The sequence below is a fragment of the uncultured Pontibacter sp. genome (genome assembly GCF_947495565.1).
In the GTDB taxonomy this organism is placed as follows: Bacteria; Bacteroidota; Bacteroidia; order Cytophagales; family Hymenobacteraceae; genus Pontibacter.
Genome location: NZ_CANLZM010000001.1, coordinates 379,715 through 398,052 on the forward strand (window position 1 = coordinate 379,715; position 18,338 = coordinate 398,052).

An 18,338-nucleotide genomic window follows, 5' to 3' on the forward strand; every position below is an offset into this window, starting at 1 on the left:
TTTGATTATACTTTTAACCTGAATGACTGCTTTACTTTTAGTAATTGTATTGATTTACGCCGCCGCCATGCTGTTTATACTTTTTTACAGCGTAGCACAGGCACACTTACTTTACAGGTTCAGGCGCTACCTGAAACGCGGCTCAAAGCCAGCACCCGCCGCACCCAACGAATGGCCAATGGTAACTGTGCAACTGCCCCTCTACAACGAACAGTATGTGGTCGAACGACTGCTGGATGCCGTAGCCGCAGTCGATTACCCTGCCGACAAACTCGAGATACAGATTCTGGATGATAGCGATGATGAAACCTCAGCACTGGTGCAGCAGAAAATCCAGCAGTATTCGCAACTCCAGCTTCGGCACATACAGCGCCCGGACCGAAGCGGCTACAAAGCCGGGGCGCTGAAGTATGGCTTGGAATTCGCCAAAGGAGAGTACATTGCTATTTTTGACGCTGATTTTATACCTAAATCATATTTTCTCAAGCGCACGGTCCCATATTTTTCTGATCAGGAAACTGGCATGGTGCAAACCCGCTGGACGCACCTGAACAAAACCTATTCGCTGCTGACGCGCTTGCAGGCCTTTGCTTTGGATGCGCATTTTTACGTAGAGCAGGTTGGCCGCAACAGCCTCAGTGCCTACATAAACTTTAACGGCACGGCAGGCATCTGGCGCAAGCAAACCATCCTGGATGCCGGCAATTGGCAGGATGATACCCTTACCGAAGATCTGGACCTGAGCTACCGCGCCCAGATGAAAGGGTGGCGCTTTGTGTACCTGCCCGAAGTGGAATCCCCGGCGGAGTTGCCGCCCGTTATGAGTGCGCTAAAGTCGCAGCAATTCCGCTGGACCAAGGGCGGGGCAGAATCGGCGTTAAAGCATTTGGGTAATGTGTTGCGCTCCGGTGCTCCGCTGCACGTAAAGTACCACGCGTTGGCGCATCTGCTAAACAGCTCTGTTTTTGTGGCTGTGCTGCTGGCTTCGCTAACGAGTATTCCGCTGCTTTGGGCAAAGGTGAATGGCCTGCTCCCGGAGGTGGTTTTTGAAGTGGCGGCTATTACCTTGTTTAGCTTTTTGGTGATCAGCCTGGTGTACTTTCAGGCAAATACGCAGGAGCAGGGGGCGTTTGGCCGTCGGTTAGGGAGTTTTTTGGTATACTTCCCGCTGTTCCTTTCCGTATCGATGGGGTTGGCGCTGCATAATGCCGTGGCGGTCTGGGAAGGCTGGAGCGGCCGGAAATCACCCTTCATCCGTACACCGAAATTTAACCTGGAAGCGCGCGACAAGAAGTGGCAGGACAACTTTTACCTGAATTTCAAAACGCCCTACACGACCTGGGCCGAAGGCTTGCTAGGTTTGCTGTTTCTGGGTGTAGCCGCCTGGAGCGTGGCGCAGCGGGAATACGGCCTCTTGCTTTTCCATGGCATGCTGGCCATTGGCTACCTGCTGGTGTTTTACCACTCTTTTCAATCGTACCGTAAAGTATAAACCGATGGCTCAAAAACTGCAATTTATATACAATGCCGAAACAGGTTTCTTTAACAAGCTAACCGATTTCGCACATAAAATAATCTCGCCTAAAACTTATGCCTGCAGTCTGTGCGCGCTAACCTATGGCAAATTTACCATAAAAGAGGAGTGGGCCGATTACATTAAAAGCCTGCCCATGGAGGTGGAGTTTATCTATAAAAATGAATGGAAGTTTGCGCCTGTGCGGCAGGAGTACCCACTGGTAGCGCTGCAAACCGGGACCGACCGCGTAGAAGTGCTGCTGGAGGCCTCCGAACTGAACCAAATCAAATCCCTGAAACAGTTGAGGACCAAACTTGACGAAGTGCTGCAAAATGCCTTTGTCGGTTAATAAGCTTAAAGTCCTGCAACTGAACCAAATCCTAAAACTATGCTACGAAACCTGAAACTTCTCCCGCTCATACTTCTGCTCCTTGGCTGCTCCGGCGCCAGCAAAAATAACGCTGAAAGTATGGCTTCGCGGCAACTCGATTTTGATGCCTTTGGAGAATACTGGTACCAGGGCAAAGCTGAGCTTAACTCGTATACTTTGGAGCAGTACCGCTACGGCGAAAAAAGGGAAGGAGAGGCTGTGTTGATTTTCGTGACGGAGGATTTCTCGCGCGAGAAACAGGTGAAATTGGACAAGCCGCAGGCCAACGAGCAGGATGCGCAAAAGGTGCTCAAACTTAACCTGACCAAAAAATTTGTGACGGGCATTTACCCGTACTCCATGATGCTCTCGGTGTTTACGCCCGTGTATGATGCCGTGCCTGCGGTAAAAGTTACGGCCAGCTCGCAGGAGTGGTGCGGCCATACTTTTACGCAAATGAACCGGCAGGGCGGCAAGTATAACGCGCAGCTGCGTTCATACTTCGAAAAGGAAAGCGACCAGCAGCTAACCATGGATGCCATGCCCGAGGATAACCTCTGGACGCTGCTGCGCCTCGACCCAAAGCAAATTCCGACAGGTGATATCAGACTCATCCCGGCATTGCTGGACCAGCGAATGATGCACGAAAAACTGGAGGAGGAAGACGCCAGCATTCAAATAGTTGCGGCTCCGGATAGTATGGGCAGTTTTGCTGCCAAAGACCTGCAAGTGCTGGAGGTAAAGTATAAAGACTACCCGCGCGAGTTGCGCATTTTTTATACTTCCGCTTTCCCTTATGAGATTGCCGGTTGGGAGGAAGTTAGGACAATCCGAAACGGAGAAAAGGAGACAAGCCGCGCCACGCGCAAGGCCAAGCTGATTACTGACTACTGGACCAAGAACAGCAACACCGATGAAATACTGCGCCAGAACCTGAAGCTGGACTGATCCCAAGTGGGTGAGCCGCATTTTTGGCTGCGCTTCTTCGTACTCGGGTTAAAGTTTTCTAACGCCTATACTTTTCAACAATTTTTTACTTGCCCGCTTAACCGTAAGCGGGTTTTTTTGTTTCTGCTTTTTCTTGTAGCACTAGTGGCCTTGCAGCCGTACCTAGGTTTATACTTTACAACAATATGGGAAGAAGCAAAATAAGCATACAGGACCTGGCCCTGATCGGAGACCGTCGCACCTGCGCCTACATCTCAAAGGATAGTACGGTAGTATGGTACTGCCCGGGCCGGTTTGATGCGCCTGCGCTGCTGGCTGGCCTGCTGGATGAGGCAAAGGGCGGGCTTTGGCAAATACAAGCTGAAAACCTGCGGGCAAGCACCCGGTACTACCACAGCGATAGCAGCATACTTTGCACACACCTGGCTACTGAGTCCGGCGAATTAAAAGTAGAGGACTTCATGCCGATCGGTGCCAGTTTCAACGGGATCTGCCGCATGCTTTCCAAGGCTCCGTACCAGCTTAAAGTAGTGCTCTCTCCTAAACCAGACTATGCACGCCAAGCACCGCTTTTCCAACCTGAGCCCGATGGGGCTATAAGTATAAATGGTAGCATGTTCTTGTATGCCTCACATCCGCTTCAGGTTCAGACTGATAGTATTCATTGCGATGTTCCTGCCGGGCAAGCTTCCTGGTTTGTGCTGTGTGAGCAGGCGGCGGGCATCACCTCTGCAAAAATAAAACAAGCACATACAGTAACCCGAGAAAGCTGGCAGGAGGTAACGAGCCACATCACCTACCACGGCCCCTACGAGCAGCAGGTGCGCGATTCGCTGCGTGTGCTCAGGCTGATGACATTTGAGGAAAACGGAGGGATTATCGCGGCGGGCACTACTTCGTTGCCGGAAGTAAAAGCAGGTTTCCGGAACTACGATTACCGCTACGTTTGGCTGCGCGATGCCGCCATGATTGGCAGCGCCCTGACGCGCGCCGGCTCCGACGGGGAGGAAGAGCGCCGTTTCCTGAGCTTCATCTGCGATGCCATGTACCATGTGGAAGAGCCGGTGGTACCGTTTTTTACACTGGATAAAAAGCCTGCGCCGGGCGAACTGCTGCTGCATCACCTGGAAGGTTACGCCCAAAGCCTGCCCATACGTGTGGGTAACGATGCCAACGATCAACTGCAACTCGACGCCATCAGCAATGTGCTGCTTGCCGCCAAACTTATCTACAACCGTTTCGATACGCGCGAGCATTGGGAGCTGGTAGCTATGCTGGCCGATTACTTGACAGAGCACTGGCATGAAAAAGACCATGGCCTGTGGGAGGAAACGCAGCTGCAGCATTATACTTCCAGCAAAGTAGTGGCAGCCGTTAGCCTGGAGTACATCGCAGAGCACAGCCAGGAAGAAGCGCAGCGGCAGCGCTGGGAAAGTGCCGCCGCCGACATTCGCGCTTTCGTGGAGGAGAACTGCCTGACTTCGGAAGGGGCGTATGCAGCCTACGCAGGTTCAGAAGCCGTGGACGTGAGCGCCATACTTTTTCCGATCTGGGCCTATGTTGATGCCGATGCACCGCAGGTTCTTAAAACGATAGAAGTGCTGGAGCGCGATCATTGCCAAAACTACCTGTTCCGGAGGCATCTCGTTGATTTTGATGCGAAGCAGGAAGGGGCTTTTCTGGCCGGTACATTTTGGGTGGCGCAATACTGGGTAATGCGCCGCAACTGGCAGAAATTTAAAGGCGTCATGGATGCCGCACTCACCTTTATGAACGATGTGGGCCTGATGCCGGAAGAAGGCGACCCGGAAACAGGAGAGTACCTGGGCAACATCCCGCAGACCTTCGTGCACGCCTCCCTGATCGGGGCTGTGATAGATTATAAAGCGGCAATGGAAGAAGAATCAGACAACTAAAAATAACAAGCTATGAGCACAGACAAAGCAGTTGAACAGGTAATTCAGAAGCATAAGGCGTCCGGAAAGTATATAACAGTAGACGGAATCAAGACCTTCGTGCTGGACGAAGGAGAAGGCGAAGTTGTATTCTGCATACACGGTGTGCCCACTTCGTCGTTTCTTTACCGCAAGGTGATTAAGGAGTTGGCGGCGAAAGGCATGCGCGGTATCTGTGTGGACCTTCCCGGCCTCGGCCTCTCCGATAGGCCAACGGATTTTGAGTATACTTTCCCTAATTTTGCCCGTTTTTTGGCCAGAGCGGCAGAGGTAATGGGCCTAGACAAATACCACCTCCTCATCCACGATATTGGCGGACCAATCGGGTTTGCCATGGCAGCAGCTAACAAGCAAAAAGTAAAGTCGCTTACTATACTGAACACCTGGATTGATGTGGTGAATTTTAAAAAGCCACTGCCGATGCGCCCCTTCGAAATTCCATTGCTGGGGGAGGCAGAGCTGAAAACCATCACCCATACAACCTGGAAGCTAGGATTTAAAAAAGCGGCAGTACACAATGCGGAAGGCATTCCGGAAGAGGAAATCAGTGCTTACGTGGATTTGCTGAAACGAGAAGATGATGGGGCCGCCTTTCTGAAAATTATGCGCCAATTCGATAAGTCAGAGGAGTTCAGGCGCCACTGTTTACAGGCGGTGGAGCAGGTGCCCTATCCTGTGCAGGCTATTTGGGGAGCGGAAGACGCGGGCTTAACCTACGAGCATTACGGGCAGGAGATAAAATCGGCGGCTAACTTAAAAGAAGTACACAAACTGGAGGCAAGTCATTTTCTGCAGGAGGAGAAACCAGTTGAAATTGCGCAACTGGTCATGCAACTGGCCAAAAGCAGCAAAGTATAGCTTAAAGCTCCAGCGTAAATTGGTACCCTTCGCGCAGCCTGTCGTGCTGGTAGGTAAGGCTAGAAACGGAAACGCCAAGCAGGCGCACGGGGTAAGCAGGCAGGTGCGGTGTGCGCAGCAAATCGCGTGCGATGGTGTAGACCGCATCTGCACTGCTAAACTCGCTCAGAAAAGTTTTGCTGCGGGTGTTCTGGGTAAAATCGAAGTACTTGATCTTTAGGGTTACGGTTTTGGCACTTGCTTTCAGCCGCTCCATATCCTGCGCCACTTCCAGGCAAAGCTTATCGATCTGCAGCAGCATGTCATGCTCCTCCAGCAGGTCCACATCAAACGTACGCTCCGAGCCGATGGATTTCCGGATACGGTGCGGCTGTACTTCGCGGTCGTCCTGGGCGCGGGCAATCCGGAAATAGTAACGGCCCACCTTGCCGAAGTTTCGCACTAGTTCTTCCTCTGATTTCTCACGTAAATCGGCTCCAGTCAAGATGCCCATACTTTGCATTTTGGCTGCTGTCACCTTCCCAATGCCGTGAAATTTTTCGATAACCAGGCCGGCTACCAAGTCTTCCGCCTTATCGGGCGTAATAAGCGTAAAACCGTTAGGCTTGTTAAAGTCAGACGCTATTTTAGCCAAAAACTTATTATAAGACACACCCGCCGAAGCAGTTAACCCAGTCTCCTCAAAAATTCGCTTTCTTATTTCCTGGGCGATGATGGTGGCAGAGGGCATCCCGATCTTGTTTTCGGTTACATCCAGGTAAGCCTCATCCAACGAAAGTGGCTCCACCAGATCGGTATAAGAGTGGAAAATCTCCCGAATCTGGCGAGAAACAGCGCTGTAAACCTCAAACCGAGCTTTCACGAATATCAGGTGCGGGCAACGTTGCGCCGCAATTTTAGAGGCAAGCGCAGAGTGCACGCCATACTTGCGGGCCTCGTAACTGGCTGCCGCTACCACACCTCTGGCCCTGGAGCCACCCACAGCCACAGGTTTTCCGCGCAGCTCCGGGTTATCGCGCTGCTCCACAGATGCAAAAAAGGCATCCATGTCTACGTGTATGATTTTGCGAATGGGAGCGTCCAAAATGTTTTAGGCTTTTATACTTGCGGCATGCTAAGTTACCAATTTTGGACTGATTTGCCTGCCAATTTCAGCGAAGAAAAGCCTGCCATACTTTCTGCAAAACAGGAAGTATGGCCCAGTTCAGTTTACCCATTTCCATAATCGAAAGTATCTCGTTCGCAGCAACACCGATTCCAAGACAAGCGTTTAGGAGGCTTCCCGCAAAATGTGCATCTCAGGCGTGCCCAGTACACCGGCTTCTTTCATGGCCTGCTCCAGGTCTTTGGACTCCATAAACTCCAAGGCTTTGCCCTCGCTTTTAGCCTGAAACAGCAACACTACTTCGTTGTGGTTGTGGGTGTTCTGCAGCAAGTATAGCTCTTTCAGGTCCATCTGGTCGCGTACAGATTTATGTTCATCATAAGCTGTTTTCCAGTGGTCAAAGTCTTCAACTTCGTGTTTGATGAGTAAGAATGGCATGGCTTAAAATTTTGTCTGTTGAGGTATCCATACTTTACCAGTGAGACATGGATGAGAATTAAACAAGCGCTGGTTTTATGTTCTGGTTCAGCTTAAAGAGGTTGTCCGGGTCATACTTCTGTTTGATTCGTGCCAGTTTATCATAGTTGTCCCGGTAGGTGTCTTTTATCCGTTCATCGCCTTCATCCATCAGGAAATTTATATAGGCGCCCCCTGCTGCGTATGGGTGAAGCGCATTGTGGTAGGCTTTAACCCACTCCGTGATTTTTTCCGCGTTCTCATACGCTGGGTCTTCCCCAATCACTACCTGCGACCACTTGGCATCCCGGAAACTCCAGGCCATATCGCTTTCACTTGGTTTGTGAGCAGCGTCGTCAATAGGGTATAGGTGCATACCAGAGGTTGGTGTCGGTAGTTCTCTGGCAAAAGCGATGTACTGGTCTATGGCTTCGTCTGGTATCTCGTTGACGAAATCACCTTTAAAATACCAGTAGTGGCCTGCCGGATACAGCCCATCAAACATACTCTGCAGCGCCGGGTGCGGTACAGGGGCTATCAGGTCTAAGGCTGGTTTAATTTGATTGCGGATGGATGCAAAGGCCTGTTCTGCATTCTCCTTATCTCCTACATAAAACCACATCACACCTCCCATTTTTTTGTTATAATGCTCTTCTGGGAACGGAGGCCCGGGTGGTACCTGCATAAAAACAAAGAAGCCGTAAAGTTCTTCCGGCGCTTGCGGCATAAAGTCGCGGTACCATTGCATGACAGGCTTCACATCGTCCAGTTCCCAAAGCATTGGGCCAGCATAATCTATGCTTGCCGGGTGCGCTTGAAAGAGAAATGACGTAACCACCCCAAAGTTGCCGCCGCCGCCACGCAGCGCCCAGAACAGATCGTCGTTTTCCTGCTCACTGGCTTTTACAAAGCTGCCGTCGGCCAGCACCACGTCCGCCTCCAGCAGGTTGTCTATGGAGAGGCCATACTTGCGGGTAAGGTAGCCGGTGCCGCCGCCAAGTGTTAGGCCTGCTACTCCTGTGGTTGAAATTATGCCGCCTGGCACAGCTAAGCCAAAAGGGTGGGTGGCATGGTCTATAGCGTGCCAGGTGCCGCCGGCTTCTACTCTGGCGGTACGTTTGGCAGCGTCAACTCTAACTCCGTTCATGGGAGAAGGGTCTATAACCAACCCGTCATCGCAAGTACACTTACCTGTTATGCTGTGCCCGCCTGCTTTTACAGCCAACTGCAAGTTGTTGTCTTGGGCAAAGTTTACTGAGGCAATGACATCGGCTGCGTCTTCGCACCGGGCCATAAAGCGCGGGTGCTTGTCTATCATAGCGTTGTAAATGGAACGTAACTTACATCCCCAGATAGTAAAAGCTCACCTCGCAAGGCTGATTTATAGTTTGTGATTTTTACTTCGTCTTCCACGGCTTCCTCCTTTTTGCTAATTACTGCACCAATTGCTAGTCTTAACTGTGAGGGTGAGAATTTGTATCTGGCTTATTAGTGTGCAATTATTTAATTAAATTATAATATAGTATACGATGGCGCTAAAATTACAGAAGAGATGTCTTTCTTAAATGGGTAGTTATAAGGTGTGAGCCTCCCAATGGAACGGTAGAAGGGATAAATAAAGAGGTGTTTGATGCTGAAGAAGCTGCCAAAGCAGCTCATGATGCTATAAGTAGTTCACAGCTCCAGCTGCGCCTGTAAGTGGAGCTGATTAAGTTATTATCCAACTTAGGAGCCGACTTGCAACGTATAGTATAGACTTATATAAAACATAGTATATTATCCATGAAAAGAAGACAATGGCAAATGCCACTAATGGCTATGCTTGCAAGTATGGCCATATTTAGCTGCGCCGAAACAGCACGCACGCAAGAAGAAGCAAATCAGGAAGGTACAGAAGCAAACTATAATCCTGATGCAGATACGGTAAACACCCAGACAAACCAGAGCCTGTACTTACCGGCACCCGATACAACCCACAGAGCCGAAAAGCGCAGCAAAGTAATTGGCTGGCCAGAGGGCAAAATGCCAACTGCTCCGGCTGGTTTCACGGTTTCTAAATTCGCTGGCGAGCTAGAGCACCCACGCAGGATATACATCGCACCGAACAAAGACATTTTTGTGGTGGAGTCGGATGATGAGGGCAAAAGCGCCAACCGCATTACCATGTTCCGGGACTCCAACAACGATGGCAAACCAGACATGCGCGAAGTATTTATGACCAACTTAAACCAACCTTACGGTATGCTGGTGCTTGATGGGTACTTCTACGTGGGCAACACCGATGGCGTGGTGCGCTATCCCTACAAAGAAGGCCAGACGAAAATAACAGCCAAGGGCGAGAAAATTGTGGAGTTGCCAGCCGAAGGGTATAATCACCACTGGACGCGTAACCTCATTGCCGGCCCGGACGGCTCAAAAATCTACATCTCGGTAGGATCTGCCAGTAATGTGGGCGAATACGGTATGGAAAAAGAAGAACGCCGCGCTGCCATACTTGAAGTTAACCCTGACGGAAGCGGAGAGCGCATATACGCCAGCGGGCTACGTAACCCGGTCGGCATTGATTGGGCTCCCGGCACCAAAACCCTTTGGGCAGCAGTGAATGAGCGTGACGAACTGGGCGATGAGCTGGTGCCGGATTATCTGACAAGCGTGCAGGAGGGAGGCTTCTACGGTTGGCCTTACTCATACTTCGGCCAGAACGTGGACCCGCGCCGTAAGGGAGAACGGCCTGACCTGGTGCAGAAAGCCATTGTGCCTGATGTGCCGCTAGGCTCTCACACTGCCTCGCTGGGCTTGGAGTTTTACAACGGTAACCGCTTCCCGGCAAAGTATAGAAACGGGGCTTTTATCGGGCAGCACGGCTCCTGGAACCGAAGCGAATTTGTAGGCTACAAAGTGGTTTTCGTGCCTTTCCAGAACGGAAAACCAAGCGGCAAGTATGAGGATTTTCTGACAGGTTTTATAGCCGATGCTAGCAAAAGCGAAGTATACGGCAGGCCTGTAGGCATTGCCGAATTGCCGGACGGGTCGCTGCTGGTGGCCGACGATGACGGAAACACCGTTTGGCGCGTAGCCGCTAACTAGCAATAACTGATGTACAAAGTCCTTTGCAGCTAACTTTGCTGCAAGGGATTTTTGCTTTTCCGCAAATTATAAATCAGAATTGAAAACTGTGCGTAGACAGAAGCTGCATGTTTACCATCAATGACATACCGAAGTTTATACTAGCGTTTTTCCTGGTGTTGCCTCTGATCACCTTTATACATGAAGCCGGGCATGTGTTTTTTGCCTGGCTGATGGGGGGCAAGAATATTAAGGTAACCATTGGTACAGGCAAGGTTTTATTCCGTCTGGGCTTGGTGGAGGTCCGAAAATACTACTTCTGGTACGGCCTCTGCAGCTTCGATAACCTGAAACGAAACGAGCGGCTTGCCAATATCCTCATCTTCTCGGGCGGTATTCTGTTCAATAGCCTTACTACGTTGTTGGTAATGTACCTGATCGAAAACGGCAGTCTGCAGGAAAGTATGCTCACGTACCAGTTTACTTACTTTTCGCTATACTTTATCTTTTTTGCTGTTTTGCCCATGCCATACCCAGATGGTAATTATTCAGACGGTAAAATAATCCTTGATTTGATTCGCCACAAAACCATACCCGGCGAGCAGGTATACCGCATCCAGTGGAGCGAAGAAAAAAGCCAATGGAGTGTGCTGGACCAGGAGCAGAACGAGCTACACACGTTTGCAGAGCCGGAGGAGGCAGTGCAGAAAGCAAAAGAACTGGCAGTAGCCAACAGGCCAAGCCGCCTGCTGCATCACAAATCTGAAAAAGAAATAGAAGAGTATAACTTCCCCAGGATACCGCAGTAACTCTATAAGGCAACGCTGTGTAAGTATAAGGTATAAAAAGTAAACATATGCGGCTTTGGATTGTGTAACAGGTGTTGATTAACGGAAATTAAGTATAAAATCTATGAAAGTATTGTTTGTTTTAACGTCCCACTCAGAGTTGGGCGATACAGGTAAGAAGACTGGTTTCTGGGTAGAAGAGTTTGCAGCGCCATACTATGTTTTGGCTGATGCCGGAGTAGACGTAACGCTGGCATCTCCTGCTGGCGGAAAGCCTCCGATTGACCCAAGCAGCGAAGTGCCCGATGCGCAGACAGAAGCCACAGACCGGTATAATAAAGATCAGGAGCTGCAGGATAAGCTGAGCAGCACCAAAAAACTGAGCGAGGTAAGCGCCGATGACTTTGACGCCGTGTTTTACCCTGGTGGCCACGGTCCGCTTTGGGATTTGTCAGAAAGTGAAGATTCAGTAAGCTTGATTGAGGCATTTGCAAAGCAGAAGAAACCAGTGGCAGCAGTGTGTCATGCACCGGCCATTTTCGCGAAGGTTAAGAACGAGAAAGGAGAGCCCCTTGTGAAAGGAAAGAACGTGACAGGCTTTACAAACTCCGAGGAAGAAGCTGTACAACTGACGGATGTTGTGCCTTTTCTGGTGGAGGACAAACTGCAGGAGCTAGGCGGCAACTACTCTAAAGTTGATGACTGGCAACCACACGTGGTAAGAGACGGGTTACTTATTACGGGCCAGAACCCTGCCTCATCGGAGGGGGCAGCCAAAGAGCTGCTGCAACTGCTGCAGAAGTAACCAAGTTAAAAGAAGCGCCAGCCATATAAACCAGGCTGGCGCTTCTTTTAATTTATAACCTGCTGTTAATTTATAATCTGCTGTGTTTTAACACCAAGACTTTGGGCTGGCAAATAGCATCTGCATGGTCAAAAACTAATTCATACTTTCGCGGTTTTCCACACGACCAATCAAAGACTTATTATGGCAACGCTACTCGATTTTATAGGTAACACTCCGCTGGTAGAGTTAAACAAAATTAATACGAAACCCGGTGTAAAACTCTACGGCAAGCTGGAGGGAAACAACCCCGGCGGCAGCGTAAAAGACCGCGCTGCTTACAGCATGATCAAAGGCGCACTTGATAGAGGCGACTTAAAACCGGGCATGAAACTGATTGAGGCAACCAGCGGCAATACCGGCATTGCCCTGGCCATGATAGCGCGTTTGTTCGGAGTAGAGATAGAGCTTGTGATGCCTGCCAGCGCCACCAAAGAGCGGGTGCAAACCATGGAGGCTTACGGGGCGAAAGTTATACTTACGCCCGCCGAAAAATCAATGGAAGGCGCTATAGATTTTGTGGCGGAGCAGGTGGAGAAGGGTGGCTACCTGGTGCTTAATCAGTTTGGAAACCCAGACAACTTTATGGCGCACGTACGCACCACCGGCCCAGAAATTTGGCGCGATACCGAGGGGCAGGTAACGCACTTTGTTTCGTCTATGGGAACAACGGGCACTATTATGGGCGTATCGCGCTACCTGAAGGAGCAGAACCAGCAGGTGCAGATTGTTGGCGCGCAGCCGGTGGAGGGGTCCCAGATTCCGGGTATCAGAAGGTGGCCAAAAGAATACCTGCCTAAGATTTTTGAGGCAGAGCGCGTAGACCGCACCATTGACGTAAGCCAGCAGGAAGCCACCGCCATGACCAGAAGGCTGGCCCGCGAAGAAGGAATTTTTGCCGGGATGAGCAGCGGAGGTGCCGTGCACGTAGCTACCAAACTAATCGAACAGCTAGAGGAGGGTGTGGTTGTCTGCATCATCTGCGACCGCGGTGACCGTTACCTGTCTTCCGATTTGTTTGCGTTTTAGCAGGCTGGGCAAGTATAAAAAAGCTGTTTTGTTTTCCAAAGTGATATGCTGTTAAACGGCTTCTACTGTTAACTAAGTCAAACGGATGTAATTGAAATATAACATGCAAAACTTGTATGGCTGCTTTAGCGTTTCTAAATTAGTGTACATACATTAATTAAAGATATGAGAAAGATCAAAAAGGTGCATAAAGCTGTGAGTGCGCCCATAGATGATTTGGTGACTTACAGAGCGCTGCCAACTAGTTCGGTAAATTATATAGATCCGTTCCTGTTTCTGAACCACCACGGGCCGCAGGTGTATAAACCTGGCAACCGCGGGCTGCCGTTCGGCCCGCACCCGCACCGTGGCTTCGAAACCCTGACGTTTATACTTGCCGGCGACATTACGCACCAGGATACCGGTGGAGGCAAAGACGTAATTGAGGCAGGCGGTGTGCAGTGGATGACAGCAGGCCGCGGCTTGATTCATGCCGAGGTATCTTCTGAAAAGTTTAAAAAAGAAGGCGGCCCGATGGAGATTCTGCAGCTGTGGTTTAACCTGCCGGCCAAGTATAAATTGACTGATCCGAAGTATGTTGGGCTTCAAAAAGACAGTATCCCTACTGTTACAGAAGATGGAGGCAAGGTGAAGGTAAATGTTGTGTCAGGCAGCTGGCGCGAAACCGCAGGGCCTATTCCATCGCTGAGCGACATACACATGGCAAGTATAGAGTTGCAGCAGGGCGGCAGTTTTACTACGTCTATTCCTGCTGAGCGGAATATTTTCTTTTATGTGGTGCGCGGAACCGTAAAAGTGAACGGCGAAACAGTAAGCAAGCTCAACCTGGTGGAGTTTACCAATGATGGGGAGCAAGTACAGGTAGAGGCGCAGGAGGATAGTTACGTGCTGCTTGGGCATGCCCAGCCTTTTAACGAGCCTGTTGTGGCGCAAGGTCCGTTTGTGATGAATACGGAGGAGGAAATACACGAAGCCTACCGTGATTACCAGCAGGGAAAAATGGGCAGTTGGGAAAGCTGGGACTAGATGCTCAAAGTAGCGCTACAGTATCGCTTTTATACTTTGTTTGAGTGGTTATTAGATTACTGCACCTTCACCACCGAAGTATACTTCAGAGCAGGAAAAGCAGGAGGTGAAAACGCTACACGATGGGAAAGTATAAAACAAAACATCCCCTGCCGCACTTCAAGCGGCAGGGGATGTTTTGTAAAGTATAAATTCTAACGTGAGCGGTTAGGGGAGCCGCCTCTGGATGGGCCGCTCTTTTTTGCTCCGCCCTTAAAACCTCCTTTGTCTGAAGCGCCTTTTGCGCCGCCTCTAGAGCCTTTCGCGTTACCAGAATCTGCTGTGGCGGGCCTGGATTTGCCAATGCGTTTGCCTGAGCCGGCATACTCTGCCACACCGGATTTTGATGGCTTTTGATACGCGCCTTTTTCTGATGGAGCTTTCCCTTTACCAGCGGCAGCTCTGCTTTTAAAATCTTTCTCTGATTTTGCCTTGGCAGCTTTTTCAGGTTTGGCAGAGGCAATGTGCTTCAGGTTTTCGATTTCCTGTGCCGTAAGGGTTCTCCAGTGGCCTTTCTGCAACTTGGTGAGCGTAATGTTCTCAATTTTCACGCGCTGTAAAAACGTAACAGTATAGCCCAAAGCCTCACAGATTTTCTTTATGCCATGGTTCATGCCCGGCTCCAGCACTATCCTGAATCTGGTGGTTGTTTCCTTGTTTACAACAGCCTTCTTCGGGTTACCGTCTTCAAAAGACGCGCAAGCCTCGCTGAGCTTGAGTATAAACTCTGATGAAAACGGCTTGTTAACCGTCACGATCAATTCCTTCTCCATCCTGCTGTCAGACTTAGACAGTTTACGGACAAAGTCACCGTCGTTGCTCAGAAAAAGCACACCTTCATCTTCCCGGTCCAGCTTACCGATAGGCTGCAGCGATGCAGGGTGGTTGATAGCCCGCACCACATTGTCGCGCACGCCCATATCGGCTGTTGCCGACATACCGGATGGCTTATTAAGCACCAGGAACACAGGCGACTCATTGCGCACACTCAGCAGCTGGTCGTCAATTCTTATTTTGTCTTTCGGTGTTACTTTGGTGCCCGCGTCTGGCTCTTTGCCATTCACAGTTACTCTTCCCTCCTCAATCAGCCGGTCGGCCTCGCGACGAGAGCAGAAGCCTGCGTCGCTGATAAATTTATTTAATCGCTTTGGTTCCATGATTTGATTGGCGCTAGGTGGCAAGTATAAATAGTATAGTATGCCGTGTTTTGTTACGCCGTTTTAATTTAATGGCAAAATTACAGCAAAAGGATTGCTTTACCTATTGCTGTTGATAAGCGGCTCCTCGTTTAAAGATCCTCAGGATGAAAAGAAACCTGCAGCTTATCTTCTTCTGCCGCCTTTGCCTGCTGTGCCTCTGCCTTTGCCACCGGCTGTGTTACCTTTCGCGGCGCCCCTGGAGCCTCTGGCGCTTCCGGAGCTTTTGGGCTTGTCGCGTTTGCCGGCGGCTGCGCTTTTGCTGCTTTTAGGCGCCCCTCCTGAGCGAGCTGGTTTGCCAGCACCGGAGCTGCTGCGTGGCTTAGGCTTGTTACTTTTAGTTGGAGCAGCTGGTTCGCTGGTGCGTTTTTTCCCGGTAGAGCCTTCTTCTGTTTTGGTAGAGTGCTCCACCAGGCGCATCATTTCTGTTACTTCAGAGTCGGTCATGTTGCGCCACTGGCCCAGCGGGATTTTAGCCAGCGACAAGTGCATGATGCGCGTGCGCTGCAAAGTCTGTACTTCGTAGCCTAAGGCCTCGCACATGCGCCGTATCTGGCGGTTCATGCCCTGGGTAAGGATGATCCTGAACTTGTTTGCTCCCAGCTGCTCTACAAAACACTTTTTAGTGTTCACCCCAAGTATGGATACGCCATTGCTCATGCGCTCCACAAACTCATGGTTTATAGGCTTATCCACGGTAACAATATACTCTTTTTCGTGCTTGTTGCCAGCCCGCAGAATCTTGTTTACAATGTCACCGTTGTTGGTAAGGATGATCAGGCCTTCGGAATCTTTATCGAGGCGACCAACCGGGAAAATGCGCTCCGGGTAATTGGTGAAGCGGATGATATTGTCTTTCTGAGATGTGTCTGTGGTTGTCTCGATGCCGGGCGGCTTGTTCAGGAGCAAGTATACTAGTTCTACAGCGTTTACTTCCAGTAGGTTGCCGTCTACCCGCACCTTATCCCGTACCGTTACTTTTGCGCCAACTTCAGGTCGTTTGCCGTTCAACATTACCCGGCCCTGCTCAATTAATTTGTCGGCTTCGCGGCGTGAGCAGTAGCCGGAGTCGCTTATAAACTTATTTAATCTGATCGGTTCCATATCATGCCGGAGTTAATGCGGCTGGTTTATTCTTGCTGTACACTGACAGCCTTTCAGCTGATTTATACTTCTATACCCCAAAAGTACGCGAATGTATGTGGTATACCTACTGCAAGTAGTTAATAATATAGATTACCGGCCCTACAGCAGCAGTGTATTTATACTTGCAAAATCAACCGTAAAGCCATTACCACGCATAGTCCTTCAGCCAAGTATAAACACAAAGAGGCTGCCCATATAGGCAGCCTCTTTGTGCAGTGTAGGGTAAAGTATAGCTTATTGGTCTAAGCCGCCTTTACGGGTTGGCTCTCTCAAAGCCGGCCAGGTTCTCTGCTCACCTGTTCTGGAATCTACCGGTAGGTTAATGCGTTCGCGGTTAGACATTTCCGGATCTTCGCTGGCTTTGTACGCAAGTATAGCCACCAGTATAGCGTTGCTACGAACATCATCAAAAACGATCTTGTCATACGTATCGCGGTTGGTGTGCCAGGTGTAGTTGCCGTACGACCAGCTAAGCGAGCTCAGCATAAACGCCGGTGCGCCTGCCGCCACAAAAGAGGCATGGTCAGAGCCGCCACCGCCCGGGAAGCCCGGAAACTGCGTTTCGATACCGCTGGTGATTTCTCTGGGTGCCGCGCTAAGCCAGCGACCAAGGTAGTCGTAAGCGTGCAGGAAGCCCTGGCCCGAGATGTTAACGACACGACCGGTACCGTTATCCTGGTTAAAAACAGCCTGTACGTTCTTTACGATCTCCGGATGATCTGCCACAAAAGCGCGTGAGCCGTTCAGGCCCTGCTCTTCGCTGCCCCAGTGGCCAGCTAAAATGGTGCGTTTCGGGTTCGGGTACATTTTTTTGAGGATGCGCATGGCTTCCATCATCACAATGGTGCCGGTGCCGTTATCGGTTGCGCCTGTGCCGCCGTCCCATGAGTCGAAGTGAGCTGAAAGGATCACGTATTCCTCGGGTTTCTCGGTTCCTTTTATCTCAGCGATGGTGTTAAAAGTCGGGGCGTTCTTCAGGTTTTTAGACTCCGCTTGAATGTTTATTTGCGGTTTTCGGCCAGACTCTGCCAAACGGTACAGCATGCCGTAGTCTTCCAGCGCCATGTCGATGCTCGGGATTTTTTTGGTGTAGGCACCGAAAATCTTGTTCACGCCAAAGCCGCGCGACCAGTTGGACGTAACCACACCGGCGGCGCCTGCCTGCTCCAGCGCAGCAGGCAGGGTACGGGTGTTGTAGCCCATCTTTTTCATGCGCTCAGACCAGGCATCGCTCAGCGAGTCGCGGTGCTGCTTCATGCTTTCCAAAGACTCTTTGGTAGCAAATTCTTCCCAGTTATAGTCAGGTCTGCCAGTTGGCTGCTGCATAGAGATCATTACAATTTTGCCTTTTGCGTTTGGCAGCCAGCGCTGAAACGCCACCGAGTCCTGCACATCCGGAAGTACGATTACCTCAGCTGTTACGCCTTTGCTTTTGGTGCCGGGGCTCCAGGCAAGCTGCGTCGCCTCTAAAGACTGTACGCGCGGGTGCACCATATCCACATGCGTGGTGCCGCGTTGCCAGCCGCGCCACTCGCCCCATTTTTCGTTGCGGGACTCAATGCCCCAGCTTTTATACTTTGCAGCAGCCCAGTCGTGCGCCTTTTGCATTTCGGGTGTGCCAACCAGGCGGGGGCCGATGCCGTCCAGCAGCTCATGCGCCAGCACCTCCAGTTGCGAGTTCTCGTTCGCCTCCTTCACAATGCTTTCCACCACGGGGTCTTTTACCTGAGCTTGCACCAGGTTGCCGCTCAGGAGCAGGAAAAAGGCAAAAGCGTAAACTTTTCTTTTCATAAGGGTTAGTTAAATATGAGATTGAAATATATAGTAGTTTGGCATTAGAGGCAAAAATATCAGGAAAGTTTAATTTTGAGTACCTAAAGTTAATCTTGCTAGGCCTGTTGTAGGTAAGAGGCCGCAAAATACCTGTTTTAGAGCTACACGTGCTCGGGTAAAACTGAAACTAATTTGCTGCTTCCGTACTTATTTAAATTGCACC

The 18,338-nt window shown here is 50.5% G+C and carries 17 protein-coding genes; 11 read left to right on the plus strand and 6 right to left on the minus strand.

Annotated features, from left to right (window positions below):
• The first annotated feature begins 22 nt into the window (after window positions 1–22).
• The 5 genes from Q1B04_RS01595 (at window position 23) to Q1B04_RS01615 (ending at window position 5,647) form a co-directional block, all read left to right on the plus strand.
• Window positions 23–1,492 (plus strand): cellulose synthase family protein, encoded by a 1,470-nt coding sequence (locus Q1B04_RS01595; RefSeq protein ID WP_299754704.1) that lies wholly within the window; start codon window positions 23–25, stop codon window positions 1,490–1,492.
• Between the two features lie 4 nt (window positions 1,493–1,496).
• Window positions 1,497–1,865 carry a hypothetical protein gene (locus Q1B04_RS01600; protein ID WP_299754706.1) on the plus strand — a complete coding sequence of 123 codons (369 nt, stop codon included), beginning with the start codon at window positions 1,497–1,499 and terminating at the stop codon, window positions 1,863–1,865.
• A gap of 39 nt (window positions 1,866–1,904) precedes the next feature.
• The gene (locus Q1B04_RS01605; RefSeq protein ID WP_299754708.1) at window positions 1,905–2,834 is read left to right on the plus strand and encodes a hypothetical protein; all 930 of its coding nucleotides are present in this window, start codon (window positions 1,905–1,907) and stop codon (window positions 2,832–2,834) included.
• Between the two features lie 185 nt (window positions 2,835–3,019).
• The gene (locus tag Q1B04_RS01610; protein WP_299754710.1) at window positions 3,020–4,750 is read left to right on the plus strand and encodes a glycoside hydrolase family 15 protein; all 1,731 of its coding nucleotides are present in this window, start codon (window positions 3,020–3,022) and stop codon (window positions 4,748–4,750) included.
• 12 nt (window positions 4,751–4,762) lie between these two features.
• Entirely contained in the window at window positions 4,763–5,647 is an 885-nt protein-coding gene (locus tag Q1B04_RS01615; RefSeq protein ID WP_299754712.1) for an alpha/beta hydrolase, read from the plus strand.
• Between the two features lies 1 nt (window position 5,648).
• Here the strand turns inward: Q1B04_RS01615 and dinB are convergent, their stop codons facing one another.
• From dinB to Q1B04_RS01630, 3 genes are all read right to left on the minus strand, one after another.
• A complete protein-coding gene (dinB, locus tag Q1B04_RS01620) occupies window positions 5,649–6,734 on the minus strand; it encodes a DNA polymerase IV (RefSeq protein WP_299754978.1) in 1,086 nt (361 codons plus the stop codon).
• 183 nt (window positions 6,735–6,917) lie between these two features.
• Entirely contained in the window at window positions 6,918–7,190 is a 273-nt protein-coding gene (locus tag Q1B04_RS01625) for a hypothetical protein (protein WP_299754714.1), read from the minus strand.
• Between the two features lie 58 nt (window positions 7,191–7,248).
• On the minus strand, window positions 7,249–8,526 hold the full coding sequence (locus Q1B04_RS01630) for an FAD-binding oxidoreductase (protein ID WP_299754716.1): 1,278 nt from the start codon (window positions 8,524–8,526) through the stop codon (window positions 7,249–7,251).
• Between the two features lie 464 nt (window positions 8,527–8,990).
• On the opposite strand from Q1B04_RS01630, the gene Q1B04_RS01635 reads away from it, so the two are divergent.
• The 6 genes from Q1B04_RS01635 to Q1B04_RS01660 all read left to right on the plus strand — a co-directional run bounded on the left by Q1B04_RS01635 (window position 8,991) and on the right by Q1B04_RS01660 (window position 14,159).
• Window positions 8,991–10,295, plus strand: coding sequence for a sorbosone dehydrogenase family protein (locus Q1B04_RS01635; protein WP_299754719.1), 1,305 nt, complete (start codon window positions 8,991–8,993; stop codon window positions 10,293–10,295).
• A gap of 107 nt (window positions 10,296–10,402) precedes the next feature.
• Window positions 10,403–11,083, plus strand: a complete 681-nt coding sequence (locus Q1B04_RS01640; protein ID WP_299754721.1) for a site-2 protease family protein — start codon at window positions 10,403–10,405, stop codon at window positions 11,081–11,083.
• 103 nt (window positions 11,084–11,186) lie between these two features.
• Complete coding sequence (locus tag Q1B04_RS01645) at window positions 11,187–11,867, plus strand: type 1 glutamine amidotransferase domain-containing protein (protein ID WP_299754723.1); 681 nt, start codon at window positions 11,187–11,189, stop codon at window positions 11,865–11,867.
• A 183-nt stretch (window positions 11,868–12,050) separates the two neighbouring features.
• Window positions 12,051–12,935, plus strand: coding sequence for a cysteine synthase CysM (gene cysM, locus Q1B04_RS01650; protein ID WP_299754726.1), 885 nt, complete (start codon window positions 12,051–12,053; stop codon window positions 12,933–12,935).
• 165 nt (window positions 12,936–13,100) lie between these two features.
• Window positions 13,101–13,961 carry a pirin family protein gene (locus Q1B04_RS01655; RefSeq protein WP_299754729.1) on the plus strand — a complete coding sequence of 287 codons (861 nt, stop codon included), beginning with the start codon at window positions 13,101–13,103 and terminating at the stop codon, window positions 13,959–13,961.
• Window positions 13,962–14,159: a hypothetical protein gene (locus Q1B04_RS01660; protein WP_299754731.1), complete on the plus strand. Its 198-nt coding sequence runs from the start codon at window positions 13,962–13,964 to the stop codon at window positions 14,157–14,159.
• Here Q1B04_RS01660 and Q1B04_RS01665 read toward each other — a convergent pair.
• The 3 genes from Q1B04_RS01665 to Q1B04_RS01675 form a co-directional block, all read right to left on the minus strand.
• Window positions 14,156–15,157 (minus strand): S4 domain-containing protein, encoded by a 1,002-nt coding sequence (locus tag Q1B04_RS01665; protein WP_299754734.1) that lies wholly within the window; start codon window positions 15,155–15,157, stop codon window positions 14,156–14,158. The genes Q1B04_RS01660 and Q1B04_RS01665 overlap by 4 nt on opposite strands.
• 165 nt (window positions 15,158–15,322) lie before the next feature.
• Window positions 15,323–16,300, minus strand: a complete 978-nt coding sequence (gene rluF, locus Q1B04_RS01670) for a 23S rRNA pseudouridine(2604) synthase RluF (protein ID WP_299754736.1) — start codon at window positions 16,298–16,300, stop codon at window positions 15,323–15,325.
• 276 nt (window positions 16,301–16,576) lie between these two features.
• Window positions 16,577–18,133: a M20/M25/M40 family metallo-hydrolase gene (locus Q1B04_RS01675; RefSeq protein WP_299754739.1), complete on the minus strand. Its 1,557-nt coding sequence runs from the start codon at window positions 18,131–18,133 to the stop codon at window positions 16,577–16,579.
• Window positions 18,134–18,338: the final 205 nt, after the last annotated feature.

Excerpts from the sequence above, each read along its gene's own strand:
- Q1B04_RS01600 (WP_299754706.1), top strand. The coding sequence starts at position 1,497 with ATGGCTCAAAAACTGCAATTTATATACAATGCCGAAACAGGTTTCTTT.
- Q1B04_RS01640 (WP_299754721.1), top strand. The coding sequence starts at position 10,403 with ATGTTTACCATCAATGACATACCGAAGTTTATACTAGCGTTTTTCCTG.
- Q1B04_RS01610 (WP_299754710.1), top strand. The coding sequence starts at position 3,020 with ATGGGAAGAAGCAAAATAAGCATACAGGACCTGGCCCTGATCGGAGAC.
- Q1B04_RS01635 (WP_299754719.1), top strand. The coding sequence starts at position 8,991 with ATGAAAAGAAGACAATGGCAAATGCCACTAATGGCTATGCTTGCAAGT.
- rluF (WP_299754736.1), bottom strand. The coding sequence starts at position 16,300 with ATGGAACCGATCAGATTAAATAAGTTTATAAGCGACTCCGGCTACTGC.
- Q1B04_RS01665 (WP_299754734.1), bottom strand. The coding sequence starts at position 15,157 with ATGGAACCAAAGCGATTAAATAAATTTATCAGCGACGCAGGCTTCTGC.
- Q1B04_RS01675 (WP_299754739.1), bottom strand. The coding sequence starts at position 18,133 with ATGAAAAGAAAAGTTTACGCTTTTGCCTTTTTCCTGCTCCTGAGCGGC.
- Q1B04_RS01605 (WP_299754708.1), top strand. The coding sequence starts at position 1,905 with ATGCTACGAAACCTGAAACTTCTCCCGCTCATACTTCTGCTCCTTGGC.
- Q1B04_RS01660 (WP_299754731.1), top strand. The coding sequence starts at position 13,962 with ATGCTCAAAGTAGCGCTACAGTATCGCTTTTATACTTTGTTTGAGTGG.
- Q1B04_RS01595 (WP_299754704.1), top strand. The coding sequence starts at position 23 with ATGACTGCTTTACTTTTAGTAATTGTATTGATTTACGCCGCCGCCATG.
- Q1B04_RS01630 (WP_299754716.1), bottom strand. The coding sequence starts at position 8,526 with ATGATAGACAAGCACCCGCGCTTTATGGCCCGGTGCGAAGACGCAGCC.
- Q1B04_RS01645 (WP_299754723.1), top strand. The coding sequence starts at position 11,187 with ATGAAAGTATTGTTTGTTTTAACGTCCCACTCAGAGTTGGGCGATACA.
- Q1B04_RS01625 (WP_299754714.1), bottom strand. The coding sequence starts at position 7,190 with ATGCCATTCTTACTCATCAAACACGAAGTTGAAGACTTTGACCACTGG.
- Q1B04_RS01655 (WP_299754729.1), top strand. The coding sequence starts at position 13,101 with ATGAGAAAGATCAAAAAGGTGCATAAAGCTGTGAGTGCGCCCATAGAT.
- cysM (WP_299754726.1), top strand. The coding sequence starts at position 12,051 with ATGGCAACGCTACTCGATTTTATAGGTAACACTCCGCTGGTAGAGTTA.
- Q1B04_RS01615 (WP_299754712.1), top strand. The coding sequence starts at position 4,763 with ATGAGCACAGACAAAGCAGTTGAACAGGTAATTCAGAAGCATAAGGCG.